The 20,809-nt window shown below is 48.7% G+C and carries 21 protein-coding genes and 2 tRNA genes; 14 read left to right on the forward strand and 9 right to left on the reverse strand.

The features are described 5' to 3' along the window. Positions 1-71 precede the first annotated feature (71 nt). The 6 genes from FVF72_RS07350 to FVF72_RS07375 are packed head-to-tail and all read left to right on the forward strand — an operon-like array spanning position 72 to position 6,767. Positions 72-1,430 carry a DUF460 domain-containing protein gene (locus FVF72_RS07350; protein WP_147671717.1) on the forward strand — a complete coding sequence of 453 codons (1,359 nt, stop codon included), beginning with the start codon at positions 72-74 and terminating at the stop codon, positions 1,428-1,430. A 22-nt stretch (positions 1,431-1,452) separates the two neighbouring features. Continuing rightward, entirely contained in the window at positions 1,453-2,757 is a 1,305-nt protein-coding gene (gene wecB / locus FVF72_RS07355) for a non-hydrolyzing UDP-N-acetylglucosamine 2-epimerase (protein WP_147671718.1), read from the forward strand. Between the two features lie 13 nt (positions 2,758-2,770). Further along, positions 2,771-4,066, forward strand: coding sequence for a nucleotide sugar dehydrogenase (locus FVF72_RS07360; protein ID WP_187239676.1), 1,296 nt, complete (start codon positions 2,771-2,773; stop codon positions 4,064-4,066). Next, the gene (locus FVF72_RS07365; protein WP_147671719.1) at positions 4,063-5,043 is read left to right on the forward strand and encodes an ATP-grasp domain-containing protein; all 981 of its coding nucleotides are present in this window, start codon (positions 4,063-4,065) and stop codon (positions 5,041-5,043) included. The genes FVF72_RS07360 and FVF72_RS07365 overlap by 4 nt, the downstream gene beginning before the upstream one ends. A 19-nt stretch (positions 5,044-5,062) precedes the next feature. After that, a complete protein-coding gene (locus FVF72_RS07370; RefSeq protein ID WP_147671720.1) occupies positions 5,063-6,088 on the forward strand; it encodes a hydantoinase/oxoprolinase family protein in 1,026 nt (341 codons plus the stop codon). Between the two features lie 4 nt (positions 6,089-6,092). Then, positions 6,093-6,767: a hypothetical protein gene (locus FVF72_RS07375; protein WP_255503688.1), complete on the forward strand. Its 675-nt coding sequence runs from the start codon at positions 6,093-6,095 to the stop codon at positions 6,765-6,767. Positions 6,768-6,842: 75 nt separating this feature from the next. On the opposite strand, the gene FVF72_RS07380 is transcribed toward FVF72_RS07375, so the two are convergent. Then, positions 6,843-7,358, reverse strand: a complete 516-nt coding sequence (locus FVF72_RS07380) for a CDP-2,3-bis-(O-geranylgeranyl)-sn-glycerol synthase (protein ID WP_147671721.1) — start codon at positions 7,356-7,358, stop codon at positions 6,843-6,845. 163 nt (positions 7,359-7,521) lie between these two features. Between FVF72_RS07380 and tes the strand changes: the two genes are divergently transcribed. The 6 genes from tes to FVF72_RS07410 are packed head-to-tail and all read left to right on the forward strand — an operon-like array spanning position 7,522 to position 13,190. Then, positions 7,522-8,997, forward strand: a complete 1,476-nt coding sequence (gene tes / locus FVF72_RS07385; protein WP_147671722.1) for a tetraether lipid synthase Tes — start codon at positions 7,522-7,524, stop codon at positions 8,995-8,997. 20 nt (positions 8,998-9,017) lie between these two features. Then, positions 9,018-9,998: a beta-ribofuranosylaminobenzene 5'-phosphate synthase gene (locus tag FVF72_RS07390; RefSeq protein ID WP_147671723.1), complete on the forward strand. Its 981-nt coding sequence runs from the start codon at positions 9,018-9,020 to the stop codon at positions 9,996-9,998. A gap of 18 nt (positions 9,999-10,016) precedes the next feature. Continuing rightward, on the forward strand, positions 10,017-10,517 hold the full coding sequence (gene hacB, locus FVF72_RS07395) for a homoaconitase small subunit (protein WP_147671724.1): 501 nt from the start codon (positions 10,017-10,019) through the stop codon (positions 10,515-10,517). Positions 10,518-10,559: 42 nt separating this feature from the next. Then, positions 10,560-11,168: an HVO_0476 family zinc finger protein gene (locus FVF72_RS07400; RefSeq protein ID WP_147671725.1), complete on the forward strand. Its 609-nt coding sequence runs from the start codon at positions 10,560-10,562 to the stop codon at positions 11,166-11,168. Positions 11,169-11,202: 34 nt separating this feature from the next. Next, on the forward strand, positions 11,203-11,856 hold the full coding sequence (locus FVF72_RS07405; protein WP_147671726.1) for a protein-L-isoaspartate O-methyltransferase: 654 nt from the start codon (positions 11,203-11,205) through the stop codon (positions 11,854-11,856). A 50-nt stretch (positions 11,857-11,906) separates the two neighbouring features. Beyond that, complete coding sequence (locus FVF72_RS07410) at positions 11,907-13,190, forward strand: tRNA (N(6)-L-threonylcarbamoyladenosine(37)-C(2))-methylthiotransferase (RefSeq protein ID WP_147671727.1); 1,284 nt, start codon at positions 11,907-11,909, stop codon at positions 13,188-13,190. A gap of 152 nt (positions 13,191-13,342) precedes the next feature. Here the strand turns inward: FVF72_RS07410 and FVF72_RS07415 are convergent. The 3 genes from FVF72_RS07415 to FVF72_RS07425 form a co-directional block, all read right to left on the reverse strand. Further along, positions 13,343-13,415 (reverse strand) — tRNA-Phe (locus FVF72_RS07415). Between the two features lie 4 nt (positions 13,416-13,419). Then, positions 13,420-13,491, reverse strand: a tRNA-Val gene (locus tag FVF72_RS07420). Further along, the gene (locus tag FVF72_RS07425) at positions 13,469-13,717 is read right to left on the reverse strand and encodes a hypothetical protein (RefSeq protein ID WP_147671728.1); all 249 of its coding nucleotides are present in this window, start codon (positions 13,715-13,717) and stop codon (positions 13,469-13,471) included. Before FVF72_RS07425 ends, FVF72_RS07420 begins: the two co-directional genes overlap by 23 nt. A gap of 118 nt (positions 13,718-13,835) precedes the next feature. Here FVF72_RS07425 and FVF72_RS07430 point away from each other — a divergent pair, with 118 nt between their 5' ends. Further along, a complete protein-coding gene (locus FVF72_RS07430) occupies positions 13,836-15,956 on the forward strand; it encodes a PAS domain S-box protein (RefSeq protein ID WP_147671729.1) in 2,121 nt (706 codons plus the stop codon). Between the two features lie 18 nt (positions 15,957-15,974). Here FVF72_RS07430 and FVF72_RS07435 read toward each other — a convergent pair whose 3' ends face one another. Then, positions 15,975-16,466 (reverse strand): rubrerythrin family protein, encoded by a 492-nt coding sequence (locus FVF72_RS07435; RefSeq protein WP_147671730.1) that lies wholly within the window; start codon positions 16,464-16,466, stop codon positions 15,975-15,977. 140 nt (positions 16,467-16,606) lie between these two features. Then, positions 16,607-16,813: a histone HmtA1 gene (gene hmtA1 / locus FVF72_RS07440; RefSeq protein ID WP_013296030.1), complete on the reverse strand. Its 207-nt coding sequence runs from the start codon at positions 16,811-16,813 to the stop codon at positions 16,607-16,609. 152 nt (positions 16,814-16,965) lie between these two features. On the opposite strand from hmtA1, the gene cofH reads away from it, so the two are divergent. After that, positions 16,966-18,081 (forward strand): 5-amino-6-(D-ribitylamino)uracil--L-tyrosine 4-hydroxyphenyl transferase CofH, encoded by a 1,116-nt coding sequence (cofH, locus tag FVF72_RS07445; protein ID WP_147671731.1) that lies wholly within the window; start codon positions 16,966-16,968, stop codon positions 18,079-18,081. Positions 18,082-18,104: 23 nt separating this feature from the next. On the opposite strand, the gene FVF72_RS07450 is transcribed toward cofH, so the two are convergent. From FVF72_RS07450 to FVF72_RS07460, 3 genes are read right to left on the reverse strand one after another with little or no spacing between them, the layout of a single operon-like run. Further along, positions 18,105-18,458: a cyclophilin-like fold protein gene (locus FVF72_RS07450; protein ID WP_147671732.1), complete on the reverse strand. Its 354-nt coding sequence runs from the start codon at positions 18,456-18,458 to the stop codon at positions 18,105-18,107. 53 nt (positions 18,459-18,511) lie between these two features. Then, positions 18,512-19,177: a deoxyribose-phosphate aldolase gene (gene deoC, locus FVF72_RS07455; RefSeq protein WP_147671733.1), complete on the reverse strand. Its 666-nt coding sequence runs from the start codon at positions 19,175-19,177 to the stop codon at positions 18,512-18,514. Position 19,178: 1 nt separating this feature from the next. Further along, on the reverse strand, positions 19,179-20,795 hold the full coding sequence (locus FVF72_RS07460; protein WP_147671734.1) for a tRNA uridine(34) 5-carboxymethylaminomethyl modification radical SAM/GNAT enzyme Elp3: 1,617 nt from the start codon (positions 20,793-20,795) through the stop codon (positions 19,179-19,181). Positions 20,796-20,809: the final 14 nt, after the last annotated feature.

The raw sequence follows: 20,809 nt of genomic DNA on the forward strand, positions 1-20,809 counted from the left end.
TTATCCAAAACTCTAAATAATTTATTATAAATATAGTAACCAGGGAAGCGATAATTCTGGAGGATCATAATCTGCAGCAGAATAGAAATCCTGATAGGGGTGCTGCGAAACCCCTAACGATAGTTGGTGTTGATCCTGGCCTCACGGTTGGCCTGGCAGTCCTAGACCTGGAGGGGAGACTTCTCTACCTTGGAAGCATGAAGGAGGCCTCAAGGTCCAGCATAATAGAGGAGATAATAGAATATGGAAAACCCGTAGTTGTCGCATCGGACGTATACCCCCCTCCCGGAGCGGTTAAAAGGATCGCTTCAATGCTCAACGCTAAATTATATACTCCGGAGAAGGTTTTAACGGTATCATTCAAGAATGAACTGGTATCAGAATTTCTAAGGGAATCTGAGAATGCACCGGAAAACTCCCATGAAAGGGACGCCCTTGCAGCGGCTTTGAGGGCCTACAGGCATTATGAAAAGAAACTGAGACAGATCGATAGGAAGGTTGAGGGTACTGGCCTCACAGCAGGGGAAACCCTTGAGGTCAAGGGCCTGGTTATAATGGGAAAACCAGTTGCAGAAGCAATAAGATCACTTAAAGAACTGGAAGAGGTAGATAAAATCTCTTCTGGACCTATGGAGGGGGGTTCTGAGATAGAAACCTCCAAATTTTCAGCTGCTGATGAAGAATCCCACGGAGACGTTGAAAAACTCAGGAGGACCATAAGGACTCAGCGTTCAACTATAAGGCACCAGCGGTTGACAATTGAAAAACTCAAAAGGGAGGGGAGGTCCCTTAAGGAAAGGATAAGGAAACTCGAGAAGGAGAAGTCAAAGCTGGAGTCAAAGCTTGAAAGGTTACAGTATGAATATTCAAGGGACCTTTTACTCAACCGGGAGTTATCACATAAACTCAAGGTCATTGAAAAGCTTCAGAGGAAATACACGAGGGAGCGGGAACGCAGGGAATCCCTTGAGAGGGATCTTGACGCACTGCTTCAGATAAAGGACATGGAGTCATCGGAAAACACATCACCTGTGAAGATAATTGATAGCTTCACAAGGGAGGGTATAAGGAGCGCATGTTCCCGGTGGAAGATAAAGAGGGGTGACGTGCTTCTACTCAGAAGTTCCGAGGGCGGGGGCTCACAGACCGCAAGGATATTAAGGGACCTGAAACCCTGTGCCATTATAACAGAGGACAGAATGTCCCACCAGGCCCTTGAGGTTTTCGAGGAGGCCGAAGTGCCCGTCATATCCAGGGAATCCCTTGATATTCAGATACATGATGATTTCGGCTCAGTTAAAACTCAAGATTTAAATAGAGAAATTAAAAAATGGAAACACAGATTAAATGAAAAGAGAAAGAAAAGAGAAGAAGAGGAGCTTCTGAGGGTAATAACTGAATACAGGGCTCAGAGAAGAAGAAATCATTAATGAGACTTTTCAAGTGGTTAAAATGAAGATTGCAGTTGTTTTGGGAACGCGGCCAGAGATAATAAAGATGGCCCCGGTCATAGATGAGATAGAAAGGCGCAACCTTGACTTCACACTCATACACACAGGTCAGCACTACGACCATGAAATGTCAGATCAGTTCTTCATTGACCTGGAACTCCCGTCACCGGACTACAATATAGGTGCAGGTTCAGGGAGCCATGGGGCCATGACTGCAGAGATGCTAAGGGGTATAGAGGATGTCCTCATGAGGGAGGAACCCGATATCGTGATGGTACAGGGGGACACAAACGCTGTCCTTGCAGGGGCCCTTGCGGCAGTGAAGCTCCACATACCCGTTGGACACGTGGAGGCGGGCCTCCGATCATTTGACAGGACCATGCCGGAGGAAATAAACCGGATGGTGGCAGATGTCTGCTCAAAACTCTACTATGTACCCACTGAGGAATCTGCCATTAACCTCCTCATGGAGGGTGCCGATCCAGAGACAGTATTTGTAACCGGAAACACGGTTGTTGACGCCTGCCTAAGGAATATTGAGATAGCATCAAAGAAATCAGATATCCTCTCAGAGTTTCAGGGGGATGAAAAACTTGTTGCGCTGACTCTTCACCGCGCAGAAAATGTGGATAACCCTGAAAGGCTCAGATCAATAGTGGAGGCCATACTTGAGCTTGATGAATTCAGGATAGTCTTCCCGGTTCATCCAAGGACGAGGAAGAACCTGGAAAAATCTGGACTCTATAACAGACTGCTCGAGGCGGATCATGTCACATTAAAGAAGCCAATGGGCTATCTTGATTTCCTTCTTCTACTTTCAAACTCGTTCATAGTACTCACTGACTCCGGAGGACTCCAGGAGGAGGCCATAACATTCAATGTACCCTGTTTAACCCTGCGATACAATACTGAACGCCCGGAAACTGTTGAGGCTGGGGGTAACATACTTGTAGGTGCTGATAAGAACAGGATAACCACAACGGCAAGAAGACTCCTTGAGGACCCTCATTTCAGAAGGGGGATGATGATGGCAGAGAACCCCTACGGTGACGGCCATGCATCAGAGAGGATACTGGATGAGACCCTTCGGCTACACATGGAGGGCAGGCTCACAATGAAACCACCCGCTGAGGTCATGGAAGCACCATCGAGAAGGCTTATACATGTGGATGAGAATATCACGGTGGCTGAATTCGCTGAAGGGAATGATGCAGTTATAAGGATGGTTTATGCTGGAGGAGAACCGGTTTTTCCTTCCCATACACTTAACCTGAAGGATAAGGATGTTTTGATTGAGTACAGGTGATGGAGGAATTGACATGGACGATTACAGGATAGCAGTATTTGGCCTTGGACACATAGGCCTTCCCACAGCAGCACTTTTTGCCAGGGCAGGATTTGATGTTACAGGGGTTGACATAAGCACAGAAACGGTGGAAAAGGTCAACATAGGAAAATCACCTGTCCCTGAACCGGGTCTTGATGAACTCGTTGCTGAGGTTGTTGGGAAAGGTAAACTGAGGGCAACCGTCGATGGTGTTAGCGCTGCAGAGGAATCAAACGTGATGGTTGTGGTGGTACCGACACCTGTTAACAGCGACAACACGTCTGACCTTTCTGCTGTCATATCAGCGACAGAGACCATCTCAGAGGGTCTTAAGAAGGGCGACCTTGTGATTATAGAGAGCACCGTACCTCCGGGGGCATGCGAGAACGTGGTGCTTCCGATACTTGAAAAAACAGGTTTACGCGCATCAAGGGACTTTGGGCTTGCATACACACCTGAAAGGGCCCTTCCAAACAACACACTCCATGAGATGCAGAACAACGCAAGGGTCATAGGGGGTATCGATGGGAAAAGTGCAGATATGGCCGCTCAACTTTACGGTAAGGTCACAAGGGGCGAGGTAATAGTTGTGGATGACATCATAACAGCAGAAATGGTTAAGCTCATGGAGAACACCTACAGGGATACCAACATAGCCCTCGCCAATGAACTTGCAGTGATATGTGAGTCACTCGGCATAGACGCCATAAAGGCCATAGAGGCAGCAAACCACCACCCCCGGGTGAACCTCCACACCCCAGGACCCGGTGTTGGGGGCCACTGCCTCTCAATAGACCCCTACTTCATAGTTGAGATGGCAGAGAAACATGGTGTACCAGCAAGACTCATAAGGACGGCCAGGGAGGTCAATGAATCCATGCCATTCCATGTCCTTGACATCATAAGGGATGCACTTGAATCAGCTGGCCGGGACCTTAAAGGGTCACGGGTGGGTGTTCTTGGCGTGGCCTACAAGGGTGATGTTGCAGATGCAAGGGAGACACCAACAAGGCCCCTTGTGGCAGCACTCATATCCGAGGGTGCTGAGGTCGTTGTCAACGACCCCCATGTTGACCCGGTGCTGATAAAGGAAATGGGTGTTGAACCTGTCTCACTTGAGGAGGCACTTGAATCTGACTGTGTGGTTCTCATGACGGATCATTCTGAATATCTTGAAATAACCCCTGAGATGATAGTGGGTGGGATATTCATCTGCACCAGACCTGTTCTGGATCCTGAAGAATTCAGAGAACATGGCATAGTATTCCGGGGTGTGGGGCGCCCTTGAAACTTCTAATATTTGAATATGCAACTGCCTCAGGGATTGAAGACCCCGAGATATTCCTTGAGGGCCGTTCAATGCTTGAGGCTCTTCTTGCTGACTTCAGTAACCTTGAAATTGACTTTCTTCTCTCTGAGAAGTTCGCTGATATTGAAATCCAGTCCAACTGCAGGCCAACAATCATCACAGGTTCCCTCAGGAAATGGCTCAGAGCAAACCTTCATAGATTTGACGCCTGCATATTCATCGCAGCAGAGGAGGATATGGAACTCTATAAACTCACAGAACTGGTTGAGGACTCAGGAGTACTTCTTATCGGCTCAGGCAGTGAGGCGGTCCGCATATGCTCAGATAAGAGGATGACCTACAGGGCCCTCAGGGGCGTGGTTCCCCTCATAAGGACCTATGAACGGGATGATCTTGAAGAACTACCATCAAGGGTTCTCATAAAACCCGCAGACGGTGTTGCCTGCCAGGGTATAAGGATACTTGAGCCGGAGAACCTCCATGAAATCCCTGAGAATATGATAATACAGGAATTTGTTGAGGGTGAGAGCGTCAGCGTGAGCCTGCTCTCTGATGGAAGAAGAGCACTTCCACTGAGCCTCAACAGGCAGAATATCCTCATAAGGGGGGATTCACTGGAGTATAATGGGGGCGTCACCCCTGTGGATCACAGGATGAGGGATGAGGCCTTCAGGGTTGCCAGAAGGGCTGTGGAATCCATTAAGGGTTTGAGGGGCTATGTTGGTGTGGACATGATACTTGCAGATAAACCATATGTTGTTGAAATAAACTCCAGGATCACGACACCCTACATAGGACTCAGAAGGATTTCAGAGGGAAACCTGGGCCATATGGTCCTTCAATCTGTTATGGGTGAACTTCCAGAGTGTGTTAAATTCAATGGAACAGCACACTTCAGAAAAGGTTCCAGCGGCATGGTTGTGGATATCCGCAGGGGAGCTGAAGCCGGGAATTAAGAGTATGGAGTTGACCTTGATGAAGATCGCAGGATTTGATATTGGAGGAGCAAACACTGACATGGCATTAATAGAGTTTGGAGCCGATGGTGAAATGAAGAAAGTCCGTGTGGACTTCAGGTACCTCCCCATGTGGCTTAAACGTGATGAACTTTCAGAGACCCTGATTGAGCTTACAGGGGATGATCTTGATGATCTTGATGGCGTTGGCGTGTGCATGACAGCGGAACTGGTGGACGCCTACCCAAGCAAGGCAGAGGGAGTTATCGACATAGTTGAAAGTGTCCAGAGCGCATTTGATGTTCCAGTGGCATACGTGAGCCTCTCGGGTATGGTGGATGCCTCCGAGGCGGTCAGGGACCCCATGGATGTGGCTGCAGCCAACTGGGTTGCCACCTCACAGATAGCCTCTGCAATGAGCAGCGACTGCATAATGGTGGACGTGGGAAGCACAACAACAGACATAATACCCGTCAAGGACGGATTCGAGGCTGCAAGGGGAAGGAATGACCTCGAAAGACTATCAACTGGTGAACTTGTCTACACGGGTACACTGAGAACCAATGTGGCAACGATAGTCGACAGGGTCCCCCTGCATGATAAATGGTTCAGGGTTTCATCTGAACTTTTTGCAATAACGGCCGATGTTCACAGGGTACTCGGCAATATCAGGGAATCCGACTACACCTGCAGCACACCTGATGGTTCAGGGAGATCCATTGAAGATTGCATGCTCAGGATAGCCCGCGTCCTATGCGCCGACCTGGAACTCCTTGAACCAGAGGATATACTTGAGGTGTCAGAGTACATCTACCACCAGCAGATACTCAAGATAGCAGAGGGAATCGCAGAGGTTTCAGAGCGCGAGAACCTTGATGAGGTGATCGCCACTGGCCTTGGAATGAATGTTCTTGCAAAAAGGGCCGCGGAAATTCTTGACCTCAAATGCAGAACCATGGACGAATTCCTGACAGAGGAGGAGTGTGTGGTGGCCCCTGCAGTTGGCACAGCACTCCTGATGGAGGATTACCTCCAGAACAGATAGATGGATGGTCGAGTTGAAATCAAGGATTTTAATTGCCGGGATCCTCCTCCTGATTGTAACCCCCCTTGTAATCATGAACCTATCTGACCATTCAACCATCGGCTCGGATTCCAGGGGATATGTTACAAAGGATGTCTATGCACATTACGGGAAGCAGAACATAAAGATAGCCGTTGTAACAGGGATACATCCACGGGAGGAGGTTTCAGTTGCACCAGTCCAGTGGGCCAGCAGGGCATTCGCACTTCTCCCTGTGGAGGTTGCACTTTACAGTATAAATGTTGAGGACAGTCCAATGGATTACAGCAAGGGCAGAGCCAATGGTGAGGGCCTTGCAGCCACCTACATCCTCCCAGATGTAATGAAATCTGATTATGACCTTGTGATAATCGCCCATGCCCATGCACCGGGTTATGGTGAGGGATTCTATGTTGCAACACCACAGATGGATGAACCCTCAGTGCAAATCGCTGAAAGCCTCAGGAAGGAAGGTTTCAATTACTACCCGGTCTCAGGAAAAGCAAGGTACAGGAGTTCATCTGCAAGACTCTTCTCAAGACCACTTGCTGCCGCAGGTTACCCCACACTTGTCTATGAGGTCCCTGAGTGGTCATCAGCATATGAGGTATTTTTCATGACCCTTAAACTTTTGAGGGCCAGCAGTTCTGTTTTATCGTAATTTCTATCGTAATTAAATGGTGGGGGTTATTCTTTCATGACCCTTAAACTTTTTTAGGGGATCGTCTGTTCCCTATCAGTACCAGACATCCTTCATACCGATGAGGTATGCTATGATGTTTGCTGAGAGATGAAGGACCAGGGTGATAAGCATTATCAGGATGATGTAATCAACTGGCAGTACCCTCATGGGAGATACCAGTATCAGGGCCCCGGCAACGAAGTCAAGCTGATCAAGAATGGGCGCAGGCCTACCCCTATCTATTTTAAGCCTTCTTTTTATGAAACTACCCGCTGCATCTCCCATAAGGGCTCCGAATCCAAGTAAAAGTCCTGTTATTACTCCTGTTATAACTGAACCTGAAAGAAGACCCTGAATTAATCCCACAAGCAGTCCAATAAGGGTACCTGCAGCAGTGCCCCGCCAGGTTACCCCGTCCCCTATGAGGCGCCTGCCATCACGGAGGGTGATGCCCATGTCAAGGGGTCTGCCCCCACCAAATACGAGACCACTTATATTTGCCATGTAGGCAGGTAACATAAAGTATATTACATAGAGAACATCTATAATATTGATAATATCGGTATTCACGTGTACACCTCGCAAAATTATTTAATTTGAGATACTGCAAGAACTGTCAGTTCAGGCTCCAAGAAGAGGATGCATGGGTTTGTAATTTCATACATCAAGTATATAACATTTGCCAGTGAACTGATTCAATGATTTTAATATTCAAATTAAACAGGTGACTGTTGTGGTAATAAAGAGAACAAGGAGTCTCTGCCCTGAGTGCCTCAGACCCGTCGATGCAGAGGTCTTTGAGGACGAGGGCAGGGTTCTAATAAGGAAGGAATGCCCGGAGCACGGAAACTTTGAGGGTGTTTACTGGAGCAATTCCGAGGTCTACCATAAGGCAGAAAATTATGATGAGGAAGGTGAGGGGCTACTGAACCCGCAGACGGATCCCCTCAAGGGATGCCCACTTGACTGTGGCCTCTGTCCTGAACATGAGAGCCACACTGTTCTTGGTCTTATTGATGTTACTAATCGATGCAATCTTAAATGTCCCATCTGTTTTGCCAATGCTGCCGTTTCAAAGTACCTTTATGAGCCTACCTATGAAGAGATAAGGGAGATGCTAAGAAATCTCCGCAGAAACAGACCCGTACCCACCCCAGCCATTCAGTACGCGGGTGGTGAGCCCACTGTGAGGAAGGATATAGTGGAGCTCGTTAAACTCGCAAGGGAGGAGGGCTTCACCCATGTCCAGATAGCCACAAATGGCGTGAGACTTGCGCGGAAACCTGAACTCGCAGCGGAACTCAGGGAGGCAGGGCTCAACACAGTTTACCTCCAGTTCGATGGGGTCACAGAGGAACCCTACCTTGTATCAAGGGGTAAAAATCTGCTGCCACTGAAATTACAGGCAATAGAAAACTGCAGAAAGGCAGGTCTTGGAATAGTACTTGTCCCCACACTCGTCAGGGGCCTCAACGACAGCCAGGTGGGGGACATAATAAGGTTTGCCATTGAAAACATCGATATAATAAGGGGCGTTAACTTCCAGCCGGTGTCCTTTGCAGGAAGAACCCCTGCAGATAGGGTTGAGGAGCAGCGCATAACAATACCCGACTTCCAGAAACTCGTGGAGGAACAGACAGGTTCAGAGATAGCGGTGGACGACTTCTACCCGGCATCATCTGTCCGCCCAATATCCGACTTCGTTGCGGCCATTGAGGGCGAACCCCAGGTTACATTCACATGCCACCAGCACTGCGGTACAGCCACATACATATTCATAGAGGACGGAAAAATAATCCCAATAACAAGGTTCATCGATGTTGACAGGTTCTTTGAGATACTCGATAAGGGCAGGAAGGAACTTGAGAAGGGCGGAATAGCAGCAAAGGCCAAATTGATAGCAAAATCAACAATAGAACTTCCAAAAACCCTCGACAAATCAAAGGCGCCGGAGTCTGTTGATATAAAGAGCATACTAACATCAGTATTCAGGGAGAGATCATACAGTGCCCTTGGGGAATTCCACTACAACACCCTCCTGGTATCATGCATGCACTTCATGGACCCATGGAACTTTGATATTGAGAGGGTTAGAAGGTGCGTCATACACTACGCCCTGCCTGATGGGCGCATAGTCCCATTCTGTACCATGAACTCAATACACAGGGCAGAGGTTGAAAAGCAGTTCTCAAAACCTCTAAAAGGATAATCGAAGGAGTGGTAATTGAATTGATCATCAACACACCGTCCCGGTTACACCTCACCCTCATAGACCTCAATGGGAGGAGGGGCCGCCTCGATGGAGGGGTGGGAATCACCCTCAGGGAGCCTGAACTCATTATGGGCCTCAAGGCCTCAGATGAAATCACTGTGGAGTTCACTGGTGAAGTGGATAGCTCACTCAGGGAGGAATACGTTTCAAAGATAACAGCGGCTGCAGAGAAAACCCTCAGTTACATTGGCAGTGATGAAAAATTCGCCTTCAAGGTTGAAAGCATGTTCCCGGCCCACTCAGGCCTTGGTTCAGGGACCCAGATATCCCTTGCAGCCGCAAAGCTCATCGCAGAGTACCACGGCGTCAGTATAAGGGCAAGGGAACTGGCAGCGATTGTTGGTAGGGGTGGAACATCAGGTATAGGTGTCGCCTCCTTTGAAAAGGGAGGATTCATAGTGGATGCAGGACACAACACCCGTGAAAAGTCTGACTTCCTGCCGTCATCTGCCTCACATGCCTCTCCACCACCGGTTATTGCAAGATATGATTTTCCTGAGGGCTGGAATATCGTGGTTGCCATACCCCACATTGAGAGATCCGTTTCAGGGAAAAAGGAGGTTAACATATTCCAGGAATACTGCCCCATCCCCCTCAGGGAGGTTGAAAGGCTATCACACATAATTCTCATGAAGATGATGCCCTCAGTCATTGAAGGGGACATTGAGGCCTTTGGGGAATCTGTTAATGAAATACAGAAGATAGGATTCAAGAAGGTTGAAAGGGATCTTCAGGACCCACTGATTGACAGATTAATAGATGCTATGTTGTCTGCAGGGGCTGCAGGGGCGGGCATGAGTTCATTTGGTCCTGCAGTATACGCGGTCACAGATGGGAAAGCTGATGATATGGTGGATGCGGTTCTGGAGATAATGGATTCCGGGCAGGCCTTTGTAACAGGCGGCCGCAACAGGGGGGCCTCTGTGATCAGATCCTGAGTGCAGGAGGGAATATGGATGGAAGAAGTTATAAGGGGAAGAGTATGGAGATTCGGTGATAACATAGATACTGACATGATCATACCAGGTCGTTACCTGCGGACCTTCAGCCTTGATGAACTCGCATCCCATGTAATGGAGGGTGCAAGGCCAGAGTTTGCCTCTGAGGTTAAGAGGGGCGACATAATAGTGGCCGGGCGCAACTTCGGATGCGGATCGTCGAGGGAACAGGCCCCGGTAGCCCTTAAACATGCAGGTGTCGCCGCGATCATTGCAGAATCCTTTGCCAGGATATTCTACAGGAACGCCATAAACATAGGGTTTCCCGTTATAATGGCTCGTGTGGATGCGGCGGACGGGGATGAAATCTCTGTTGATCTCAAGGGTGGTTTCATTGAGAACCTCACCTCTGGAAAGAGATATGAGATGAAGCCCTTCAACGACTACATGTTATCGATACTGCAGGACGGCGGCCTTGTAAACCACTACATCAGGACGCTGAAAGAAGGTTCGGGATAGAGAAACATTTAAATTCACAGGAAAGTGTATGAGGGGTAATAGATGCAGTGTCCGATTTGCGGGTCAAAGGCATTCAGGGTTTTAAAGAGCAGAACAGATGAGTCCAGATCAAGGAAGGTCAAGCACCTTGTACTTGAATGTGAGGAATGCGGGACGGTCTTCAGGGATAGCCTTGTGATTGAAAAGCCCGAAAGCCACAGGATAATAATAAGTGAGCATGGAAGCTCCTACAGGGATGAGGTGGATCTATACCCCCATGAGGAGGTATCAACAGGCGATGCAATCACCGTATCAGGAAAACTCGTTGAAATAACATCACTGGAACTTAAGAGTGGCAAGAGGGTTGATAAAGCCACTGCCGCCGATGTTAAGACTCTCTGGGCTGTTTCACTCGAGGCTCCCGCCCGTGTTGGTATATCCGTGGACCTCCATGGTGAGGTCTACTCAAGAAAGGTTGAGGTGGACAGGGACTTTGAATTCAGGGTGGGAGATGTCATGAAGATAGATGAACACGTCTTCAAGATCAGGAGCATAAAGACAGAGGATAGCATGATAAGGAGGGGCTCCGTACCGGCCCGGAGGATTAAGAGGGTTTATGGCTATCCTGTAAACCTCAGGTTCAGACATGACCTCACAGACATGATTGTGTGATATCTGGCCGAACATAACCGTTTTTAGTGGTCCAATGATGAATGAAAGACTTAGAATGGTCCAGGACCTCATAGATAAGGGCTACATAAAATCTGAGTCCGTAAGAAGGGCTATGGAGAGGGTTCCAAGGGATGAGTTCATCCCCGAAGATGAAAGGCACAGGGCCTACCTTGACATGCCCCTTCCGATAGGTGAGGGACAGACCATATCCGCACCCCACATGGTCGCCATGATAGCCGAGCTACTGGACCTTGAGAGGGGAATGAAGGTCCTTGAGGTTGGCACCGGCTGCGGTTACAATGCGGCGGTCATAGCAGAGATAATAGGGAGGGAGGGCCACCTCTACACGATTGAAAGGATACGTTCACTGTATGAGAGGGCGAGGCGAAAACTTGAGGCCCTGGGATACGATAACATCACTGTCATACATGGGGACGGAAGCAGGGGATACCCTCCTGAGGCCCCCTACAGCAGGATATACGTGACCGCGGCAGCACCCTACATACCAGACCCCCTCAGGGAGCAACTGGAGGTTGGGGGAAAACTTTTAATACCTGTTGGTTCTGATAAATTCTACCAGGAACTTGTTCTTGTTGAGAGGCTCTCCTCTGGGGATTACAGGTCCAGGAACCTGGGGGGAGTTGCATTTGTTCCATTGATAGGTGAACATGGCTGGAAATTCCACTGAACCCGTATTTAGGCGGGAATTTTACAGATGACTTTTAAAGGGGATTCCTAATGGACAATATCAGGGTTTACATAGAGACGTTTGGATGCACATTCAACCAGGCAGACTCAGAGATCATGGCGGGCGTCCTGAGTGAAGCAGGGGCTTCTCTTACAGGGATTGATGAGGCGGATGTGATAATTCTTAACACATGCTATGTTAAGCATCCCACTGAACACAAGGTTATAAACAGGATAAAGAGGATCAGGGAGATGTACCCTGATAAGGGCCTCGTCGTTGCCGGGTGCATGGTTGAAATAGACCCACAGAAACTTGAATCCATATCAGGGGATGCCTCATGGCTTGGACCCCACCAGCTCATGAGAACGGCGGAGGTTGTGCGTGCCGCCTACCGCGGTGATGTTAAACGGATAACAGGTTTCACATCTGATGTGAAGGTGGGGGTCCCCAGGGTGAGGTCGAACCCCCTGATACACATCATACAGATATGTGAGGGATGCAGTGGAAGCTGCAGCTACTGCTGCACACGCTTTGCAAGGGGGAGTATACAGAGTTACCCATCAGATATCATCGTCCAGGAGGCCAGGGAGGCCATCGAGGCTGGATGCAGGGAGATTCAGCTTACGGCACAGGATACTGCAGCATACGGTTCTGATACAGGTGAGAGACTCTCTGACCTCATAAGAGAAATAACTCAAATACCGGGTGATTTCAGGGTGCGTGTTGGCATGATGCACCCTGCAAGTGTCCTCAGGGACCTTGATGGTCTTGTTGAGGCATTCAGATCAGAGAAGGTGTACAGTTTTCTCCACATCCCTGTTCAGAGTGGAAGTGACCGTGTACTCAGGGATATGGGAAGGGGGCACACTGTGGATGATTTCAGGATGATAGTTGACAGGTTCAGGTCAAGAATTCCTGAAATCTCCATTGCAACCGATATAATCGTTGGCTACCCCACTGAGGGCGAGGATGACTTCCTTGACACCTGCAGGCTCCTTGAGGAGGTGAGACCCGGCTTCATACACCTCTCAAAGTACAGGCACAGGCCACGCGCCCTCTCGTCCTCCCTTGATGAGATAGACTTCAGGGAACTGCGGAGGCGGTCAAAGGCCGTTGAGGAACTCAAGGGGAGGATCACAGAGGAGGAAAATAGGAGGCTTGTTGGAACCACCCAGAACATACTCATAGTTGAGAGGGGAAGGAAGGGCGGCTTCATAGGCAGAACAGACTCATACATACCTGTTGTCACACATGATGGCGAGGTGGGATCCTTCAGGAGTGTGAGGATCAAGAGGGCCACAGGAACATACCTTATAGCAGAATCAGAAGAGTAATAGCCTCCAGTAAGGTTTTATTTTATTTCTTAACTGACTTGAGTGTTTGCAGGTCTTTAAAACCAAGTAAAATAAGTTAAGACTTGTCTTATGTTTTAATGTCCTTAAAAATAGCTATATAATTAGTTTCTGGATAAAGAGGTGGTTATAAGTGCCGTGGGCCGGACTTGAACCAGCGACATCCAGATCTTCAGTCTGGCGTTCTCCCAACTGAACTACCACGGCATAGTGGGCCGGACGAGATTCGAACTCGTGATCACCTCCGTGTCAGGGAGGTATCATACCCCTAGACCACCGGCCCATGTTCCTTCTAAACTATGGAAGTAGTCATATATAACCTTTTCCATTCTGGGTTGGGGATTCTGGAATAAAAGCCTCCTTACAGGCATGGGGTGGCACCATGAACCTGAAATGCCCAATAAAACCCCATCGGCATGATAATGGTTAAAAATCAGGGGTTTCAGGAATTCCAGCACAAAGTTTTCAATTATTATATGCCATAAATGTATTTCTAATACTTCATACATACTATTCATGGAAAACTTTTTAGTGAATCTGATAACTTAAATAATAACTGAATGTGAAACCATCATGGGATTGATGGTTTTACACAGATACACAAGGTTTATTGATAGGGTGGGGGCATTGGTTAATAGAACTCTTACTTTTACAGAGAAGATACAGTCATACAGGGATATGAGGACCCGGCTGGCTATTGTAGCATCACTCACAGCCCTCTGTGTTGCTGCAACGGTCTATTTCCATATGTTTCTTGGGATTGAAATTGTATTCACACATATCTTTTACATACCAATAGTCCTTGCAGCTATCTGGTTTGAGAGGAGGTCATTTCTTGTAACGGCATTACTTGGCACGGTACTTATTGTAACAAACGTCATGGCATCTCTTTCAGGTTTCTATGAGGACCTGCTGAGGGTTTCCGTGATGCTCTTTGTTAACCTCATTACAGTACTCCTTGCTGAGTCCATAGAAGAATCAGAGGAGGTTATCCGTGAGACCGAGGAGAAGTACAGGACAATAGTGGAGACAGCAAGGGATGCAATAATAACCGCTGATGAGCGGGGAAGGGTGGTTTCATGGAACTATGGGGCTGAGAAGATCTTTGGGTACACCGCAGATGAGATGAAGGGAAAACACATCAATAAAATAATCTCAGAGCAAAACCGGGACATGCACAACTTTCAGGATATAAATAGTGACGTTTCTCTGATGATCACGGATGTGGAGGCCATCAGAAAGGATGGAAAAGGAGTCCCTGTGGATATTTCCGTCACAGGATGGCATTACCTGGGGGAAAACTTTGTAACAGCGGTTATAAGGGACATTTCAGAGAGGAAAAAGGCTGAAGAGGCATTGAGGGAGAGTGAAAAGAAATTCAGGGCGGTTTTCAATGGTGTTGAGGATATAATAACCATCGTTGAGTTAAGGGATGATGGGTTGCCAGGTAACTACATTGAGGTGAACAGGACCGCTGTGGAGAAACTGGGCTACTCAAGGGATGAACTCCTCAACATGACCCCCATGGACCTTGGACCCACCAAGGAGGAGATCTCAGATAATATGAGGACACTCCTTGAAAGGAAGGCCGCAAGGTTTGAGAGAACCTACATATCAAAGGACGGTCGCAGGGTCCCGGTTGAGGTGAACTCCCGCCTTATTGAAATTGGCGGTAAAAATGTGGTTGTATCGGTTTCAAGGGACATAACTCATAGAATAGAGAACGAAAGGAAACTGAGGGAGAGTGAGGAAAAATACAGGTCACTATTTGATCTTTCACCCGACTACATAATCCTCCTTGATCTGGAGGGTGGTGTGATACTGGATATTAATTCAACCCTCTCAGAGAGACTTGGAATGGCACCTGAGGAACTTCGAGGAACATCCATCTATGACGTTGAATTCATCGCTGATGATGTGAAGCATAAATTCAGATCAAAGCTTGAAATAATCAAAGATGAGGGGAATATTGAACCCTATGAGGTTGTCCTTAATGACCCTCTTGGGAGGAAGTACACCGTAAGGATATACAATAAGCTTGTACATGCTGAGGGGAGGGACTGTGCCCTGGTGGTCCTTCATGACATCTCAGACCTCAAGAGGACACAAAGGATGCTTGAAAAGTCCCTTGAGGAGAAGGAACTCCTCATTAAGGAGATACACCACAGGGTCAAGAACAACCTGATGATAATCTCAAGCCTCCTCAGCCTCCAGTCAAGGAAGGCCAAGGATGAAGAGACCCTGGACCTCTTCAGGGAGAGTGAAAACAGGGCTAGGTCCATGGCCCTGATCCATGAAAGGCTTTACCGTTCAGAGGATCTCAAAAACATTGATATGGGTGAATACGTAAGGACACTCGCATCTGAGGTCTTCAGAAGTTACTCTGCAGATTCCAGGATAAGGCTGAATATGGACGTGGATGAACTGAAAGTTGACGTGGAGACCGCCATACCCGTTGGCCTCATCGTCAATGAACTTTTAACAAATGCGGTAAAACATGCCTTCCCTGATGGCGAAGGTACTGTATCTGTTTCGGTTAAAAGAAGTAATAACCATGTTCTGATTGAGGTTAGTGATGATGGGGTTGGATTTCCACCTGATCTTGACTGGGAGAGCAGTCCATCCCTTGGTCTCCAGCTTGTAAGGAACCTCACCGACCAGATTGATGGGACTGCAGAGATGATTTCAGATGGGGGTACAACATTCAGGATAACCTTCACAGAGAAGGGCGTTATTGATGAAAAATAGAAGTAAGGTGATAGAAAATTATTCTATCTTTCTGAACTCCTTCTTGGGGGCCCCGCAGATGGCGCACCTTTCGGGTGCCTCACCCTCAACGGTGTTACCGCACCAGTTGCAGACGTAGTAGTCCACCTCAACGTTCTTTCCAAGGTTATCGAGGGCATTCTGGTAGAGTTCAGCGTGGATCTTCTCAACCTTATTTGCAACGTCAAAGCTCCAGCGTGCCTGTTCTTCACCCTCTGCTTCTGCTTCCTCTATGAATCCAGGGTACATCTCCTTGAATTCCGCGGTTTCTCCGGCTATTGCCTCCCTTAGGTTCTCCTCTGTGCTATTGACGGCCCCCATGGCCTCAAGGTGGTTCATTGCGTGGACTGTCTCTGCTGCGGCCGCGGCACGGAAGAGCTTTGCGACCTGGTGGTAACCCTCCTCATCAGCCTTCCTTGCGAATGCAAGGTACTTTCTGTTTGCCTGTGACTCCCCGGCAAATGCTTCCTTCAGGTTATCCATTGTTGACATCAAAAATCACCTCATCTTATTATTATGTTAGTCTGAGCTTATAAAGAAAAAACATGAAGCAGTACAGAATCATAACAGCTTAAATCTGGTAGGGGGCACCTGGTCCCTGAAAAAATAAATAGGTAGAATTATTGGTCTACCTATAACTGTTTAGCGGCCATTTCAATGTCTGTGGCTTTAACAGTTTTTCTGCCGGCGTGTTTTGCAAGTTCAACGGCTTTGCGTGAGATTTCCTCACCCATGTCTTCGAGGGCCTTTGCTAAAGCCTCTTTTGCATCATCACTTATTCTCTGGGCACCGGCATTTTTTATTATTCTACCTACTGGTGCGATTGGTAATTCAGCCATAATTTCACCTCCAAATTAAGCTGGTAATCTCTAATATTTAAATTTATTGGTTCTGCCGGGTTAATGGACCACATAGGGCCCATGGGGGTAAATGGATATGGATTTCACCAAAACCAAAAATTTTAAACTTGGAGAACCAGATACTAAATCGCATGTTTGGCACCATGGACATCAAAACCCGCACAGAAAAAATACTTGAAAAGGCAATGGACGAGCCAATCAACAATGAGGAGGCCCTCTACTTAATGAATGTGAAGGGAAGGGACCTCCAGGCCCTTTTAATAGCCGCGGACACTGTCAGGGAGTCCGAGGCGGGTGACAGGGTAACCTACATTGAGAACTGGAACATCAACTTCACCAATATATGCTCGGGACAGTGCGGGTTCTGTGCCTTTAAGAGGGATGATCTGGATGGGGACGCATATTACCTTGAAACTGAAAGGATCCTTGAAATTGCCCGCAAGGCCGTGGAAAACGGTGCCCGTGAACTCTGCATACAGGGAGGCCTCTACCCGGGCCTTGACACCTACTTCTATGAGGATCTTGTGAGGACCATAAAATCAGAGCTACCCCATGTGCACCTCCACTCATTCTCCCCAATGGAGGTTTACTATGGTGCTCGTAATGCGGAGCTATCCATTGAGGAGGCCCTGAGGATACTTAAAAGGGCGGGTCTTGGTTCAATGCCCGGCACGGCGGCAGAGATACTCAATGATGATATAAGGGCCGTTATCTGCCCTACAAAGCTGAGTACCGGGGAGTGGGTTGAGGTTATAGAGACGGCACACAGGGTTGGGATACCAACAACCTGCACCATGATGTACGGTCACATCGATGGACCCGAGCACAGGGTTGAACACATGGACATACTGCGGCAGATTCAGGAGAGAACAGGGGGATTCACTGAGTTTGTTCCATTACCATTCATGCATCCAAGGGCCCCCATATACCGTGAGGGAAAGGCGGCTGCAGGTGCAACCGGTGCAGATGACCTTAAGGTCTATGCGGTTTCAAGGCTGATGTTCAGGGGCCTTATCAGGAACATACAGGCCTCATGGGTTAAACTGGGCTTTAAGTTTGCACAGGTTGCCCTCATGTCAGGAGCCAACGACCTTGGGGGTACACTGGGTGAGGAGAACATATCAAGGTCTGCTGGCGCCTCACATGGGGTTAGAACGGAACCTGAAGAAATAATAAGGGTTGTGAAGGATCTGGGAAGGATTCCAGCAAGCAGGGATACGCTTTACAGGGAAATAGAGGATGTTTAGCGTTTCCGGTCGCTGATTTTTTGTTAGTCCATTCTTTCTATTATTATCCTGTCGCCCTCATCAACACTGAAGAAAAGGTCAAGGTTTCTGGTCACCCTCCCTATATGATTCACCGGGGAGTAGGGCTGTGTTGACCCGAAGAATATGCAGAGGGCGTACCCTGGCGGCCAGTAGGATATGTCCCCTGGACTGGCGGTATCAGAGGGGTTCTCATAGTCAAGGGTGACTGGTATGTCAAAGTAGACCTCCTCCATCCATAGGAGGGCCCTGCCCTCAAGTGGAAGGCTCTCATAGATCCTCTCTGCAGATTCAGGGTTTCTCTCATCAAGTTCGGCCTCAGCGTAACCCTTACCCTCCACGGTTATCCTTATCCTCATGTCAGATCACCTTCTGAGAATGCTTCCGAGGATCAGGAACCTTTCTTCTCATATTACCTCCACCCCTCCATGATCTGGACCCCGGTTGATGTTCCAATCCTGTCTGCACCGGCCGCTATCATTGCAAGGGCTGTTTCAGCATCCCTTATACCGCCGGCTGCCTTAACACCCATCTCATCACCCACAGTCTCACGCATGAGTTTCACGTCCTCCACTGTGGCACCTGAAAGCCCACCATATGCTGTAGATGTTTTAACAAATGCGGCACCAGCATCCTTACTTATGAGGCATGCCTCCACCTTCTCCTCGTCTGTGAGGTAGGCTGTCTCCAGTATAACCTTCACAGGGACGCCTGCGGCATCAACGACTCCACTTATATCCTCATAGACAAGTTCCCTCAGCCCTGACTTCAGTGCCCCTATGTTCATTACCATGTCAACCTCCTCTGCACCGTTATCCACGGCCTCTGATGCCTCGAAGGCCTTAACCGCAGGCGTGTTAACACCTGCTGGAAATCCTATAACAGAGCAGACCATGACGTCACTGTCCCTGAGGAGTTCAGATGCCAGCCTGACGTTGGTTGGGGTGACAACCGCGCACCTGAACCCATACTCAATGGCCTCCCTGCAAAGTTTCTTGATATCAGCAACCGTTGCATCTGCCCTTACGTTTGTATGGTCTATGAGTGATGCAAGTTCCTCTGCTGTTTCAACCTTCATTTTAACCCTCCTGGAGTTCTTTTGACATGTAGGGGCCCTCCCTTCTGTAGCCAAATTTGCTGTAGTATTCACGGGCCCCTATCCCGCTTGTGACCATAATTTTCTCCATCCCCCCGGCGTGTGCTATTGCCTCTGCACGGCTTAGTAGCTCCTCACCGTAGCCCCTGTGCTGTCCAATGGTATCGCGACGCTCACCTATGGGTATCATTGAACCGTAGACATGGAGTTCCCTCACAAGGGCGGTCTTATCATCTATTTCAGGGCGGTGAGCATTTTCTGATGGGAATCTTAGCCTCAGGAATCCGATGAGGACATCATTTTCAGGGTCCTCGGCTGAGATGAAGAACTCCCTGCCCCCTGCGGCATCGTACTCCTCAACCATCACTGTAACTGCATCCTCATTGACACTCACACCCCTGCGGCTCACATGGCCCACCTCACGGCACCTTATGCACCTGCAGCGGATGCCCTCCTCCTCAAGGCGCCTGTAGACCAGTTCACCCAGGTTGGACTTCCTGACACCATCAACTATAAGCTGGGAGGGTATATCCCTCTGTATCCTCATGGTCCTCACCCAGGGGGGCATCATCTTCTTTATCTCGACGATTAGATCAACGGCCTCCTCTGTGGAGTATGGTTTATAGAGACCCTTTTCCCAGAGATTGTAGAGTTCGCTGCCCCTGGTAACAAGGCAGGGGTATATCTTCAGCATGTCAGGTCTGAAGGATGGGTCCTGGAATATTCTCCTGAATATCCGGAGGTCCCGGTCAAAGTCTGAGAAGAGGCCGGGCATGAGGTGCATCGCAACCTTTATCCCCGAGTCCCTGAGTATCCTGTTGGATTCTATAACGTCCCCTATGCTGTGGCCCCTCCGGATGCGCTGGTAGATGTAGTTGTAGATGGTCTGGACGCCCAGCTCAACCCTGGTAACCCCAAGGCTGAGCATCCTGTCAACGTCCTCCTCCCGGCAGTAGTCTGGCCTTGTCTCAAATGTCATCCCCACACAGCGAACCGGCGATGTCTCGTTGAACCGCTGGGCGTCATCCACCTTCACATAACCATGGTGATTGGGCATATCAACCTTGACACCACTCAGTCTGGCTCCAAAGTCCACCATGGCCTCAAGGCACCTGGATATGAACCATTCCTGGTAGCAGAGGCTGTGGGACGGGAAGGTGCCCCCCATGACTATGAGTTCCACCTTGTCAACAGGGTGGCCTATGCTGTGGAGCTGCTCAAGGCGATTGTAGACCTGCCTGTAGGGGTGGAAATCGTACATTCTGGCCCTCAGGGCGGCTGGTTCCTCTCCTGTGTAGCTGGGGGGTGCCTTTTCACTTTCAGGGCAGTACAGGCACCTTCCATGGGGGCATTCATGGGGGTGACACATGACTGCCACAACGGCAACACCTGATATTGTCCTGGTGGGTTTTTTCCTGAGGAGATTTTCGATCAATTTCTTTTCTTCTGGAGTAGCATGTTCAAGGATTTCTGAGTTACTCATGAATTTTTCAAGTCCAAAGTCACGGCAAACCCTGTGTTTAGCCCTTTCAAGGTCCTTCCTTGTTTTTATTTGACCTGATATTATATCATCGATTATCCGGCGACAAGCTTCCCTCATTATCTTCACCGTAA

Origin of the sequence: Methanothermobacter sp. KEPCO-1 (assembly GCF_008033705.1) — an archaeon.
Taxonomy (GTDB): Archaea; Methanobacteriota; Methanobacteria; order Methanobacteriales; family Methanothermobacteraceae; genus Methanothermobacter; species Methanothermobacter marburgensis.

Coding starts and splice junctions, on each gene's coding strand:
- FVF72_RS07410 (WP_147671727.1), top strand. CDS start 11,907: ATGGACAATATCAGGGTTTACATAGAGACGTTTGGATGCACATTCAAC.
- FVF72_RS07405 (WP_147671726.1), top strand. CDS start 11,203: ATGATGAATGAAAGACTTAGAATGGTCCAGGACCTCATAGATAAGGGC.
- FVF72_RS07450 (WP_147671732.1), bottom strand. CDS start 18,458: ATGAGGATAAGGATAACCGTGGAGGGTAAGGGTTACGCTGAGGCCGAA.
- FVF72_RS07370 (WP_147671720.1), top strand. CDS start 5,063: ATGAAGATCGCAGGATTTGATATTGGAGGAGCAAACACTGACATGGCA.
- cofH (WP_147671731.1), top strand. CDS start 16,966: ATGTTTGGCACCATGGACATCAAAACCCGCACAGAAAAAATACTTGAA.
- wecB (WP_147671718.1), top strand. CDS start 1,453: ATGAAGATTGCAGTTGTTTTGGGAACGCGGCCAGAGATAATAAAGATG.
- FVF72_RS07400 (WP_147671725.1), top strand. CDS start 10,560: ATGCAGTGTCCGATTTGCGGGTCAAAGGCATTCAGGGTTTTAAAGAGC.
- FVF72_RS07425 (WP_147671728.1), bottom strand. CDS start 13,717: ATGTATGAAGTATTAGAAATACATTTATGGCATATAATAATTGAAAAC.
- hmtA1 (WP_013296030.1), bottom strand. CDS start 16,813: ATGGCTGAATTACCAATCGCACCAGTAGGTAGAATAATAAAAAATGCC.
- FVF72_RS07360 (WP_187239676.1), top strand. CDS start 2,771: ATGGACGATTACAGGATAGCAGTATTTGGCCTTGGACACATAGGCCTT.
- deoC (WP_147671733.1), bottom strand. CDS start 19,177: ATGAAGGTTGAAACAGCAGAGGAACTTGCATCACTCATAGACCATACA.
- hacB (WP_147671724.1), top strand. CDS start 10,017: ATGGAAGAAGTTATAAGGGGAAGAGTATGGAGATTCGGTGATAACATA.
- FVF72_RS07460 (WP_147671734.1), bottom strand. CDS start 20,795: ATGAGGGAAGCTTGTCGCCGGATAATCGATGATATAATATCAGGTCAA.
- FVF72_RS07435 (WP_147671730.1), bottom strand. CDS start 16,466: ATGTCAACAATGGATAACCTGAAGGAAGCATTTGCCGGGGAGTCACAG.
- FVF72_RS07375 (WP_255503688.1), top strand. CDS start 6,093: ATGGTCGAGTTGAAATCAAGGATTTTAATTGCCGGGATCCTCCTCCTG.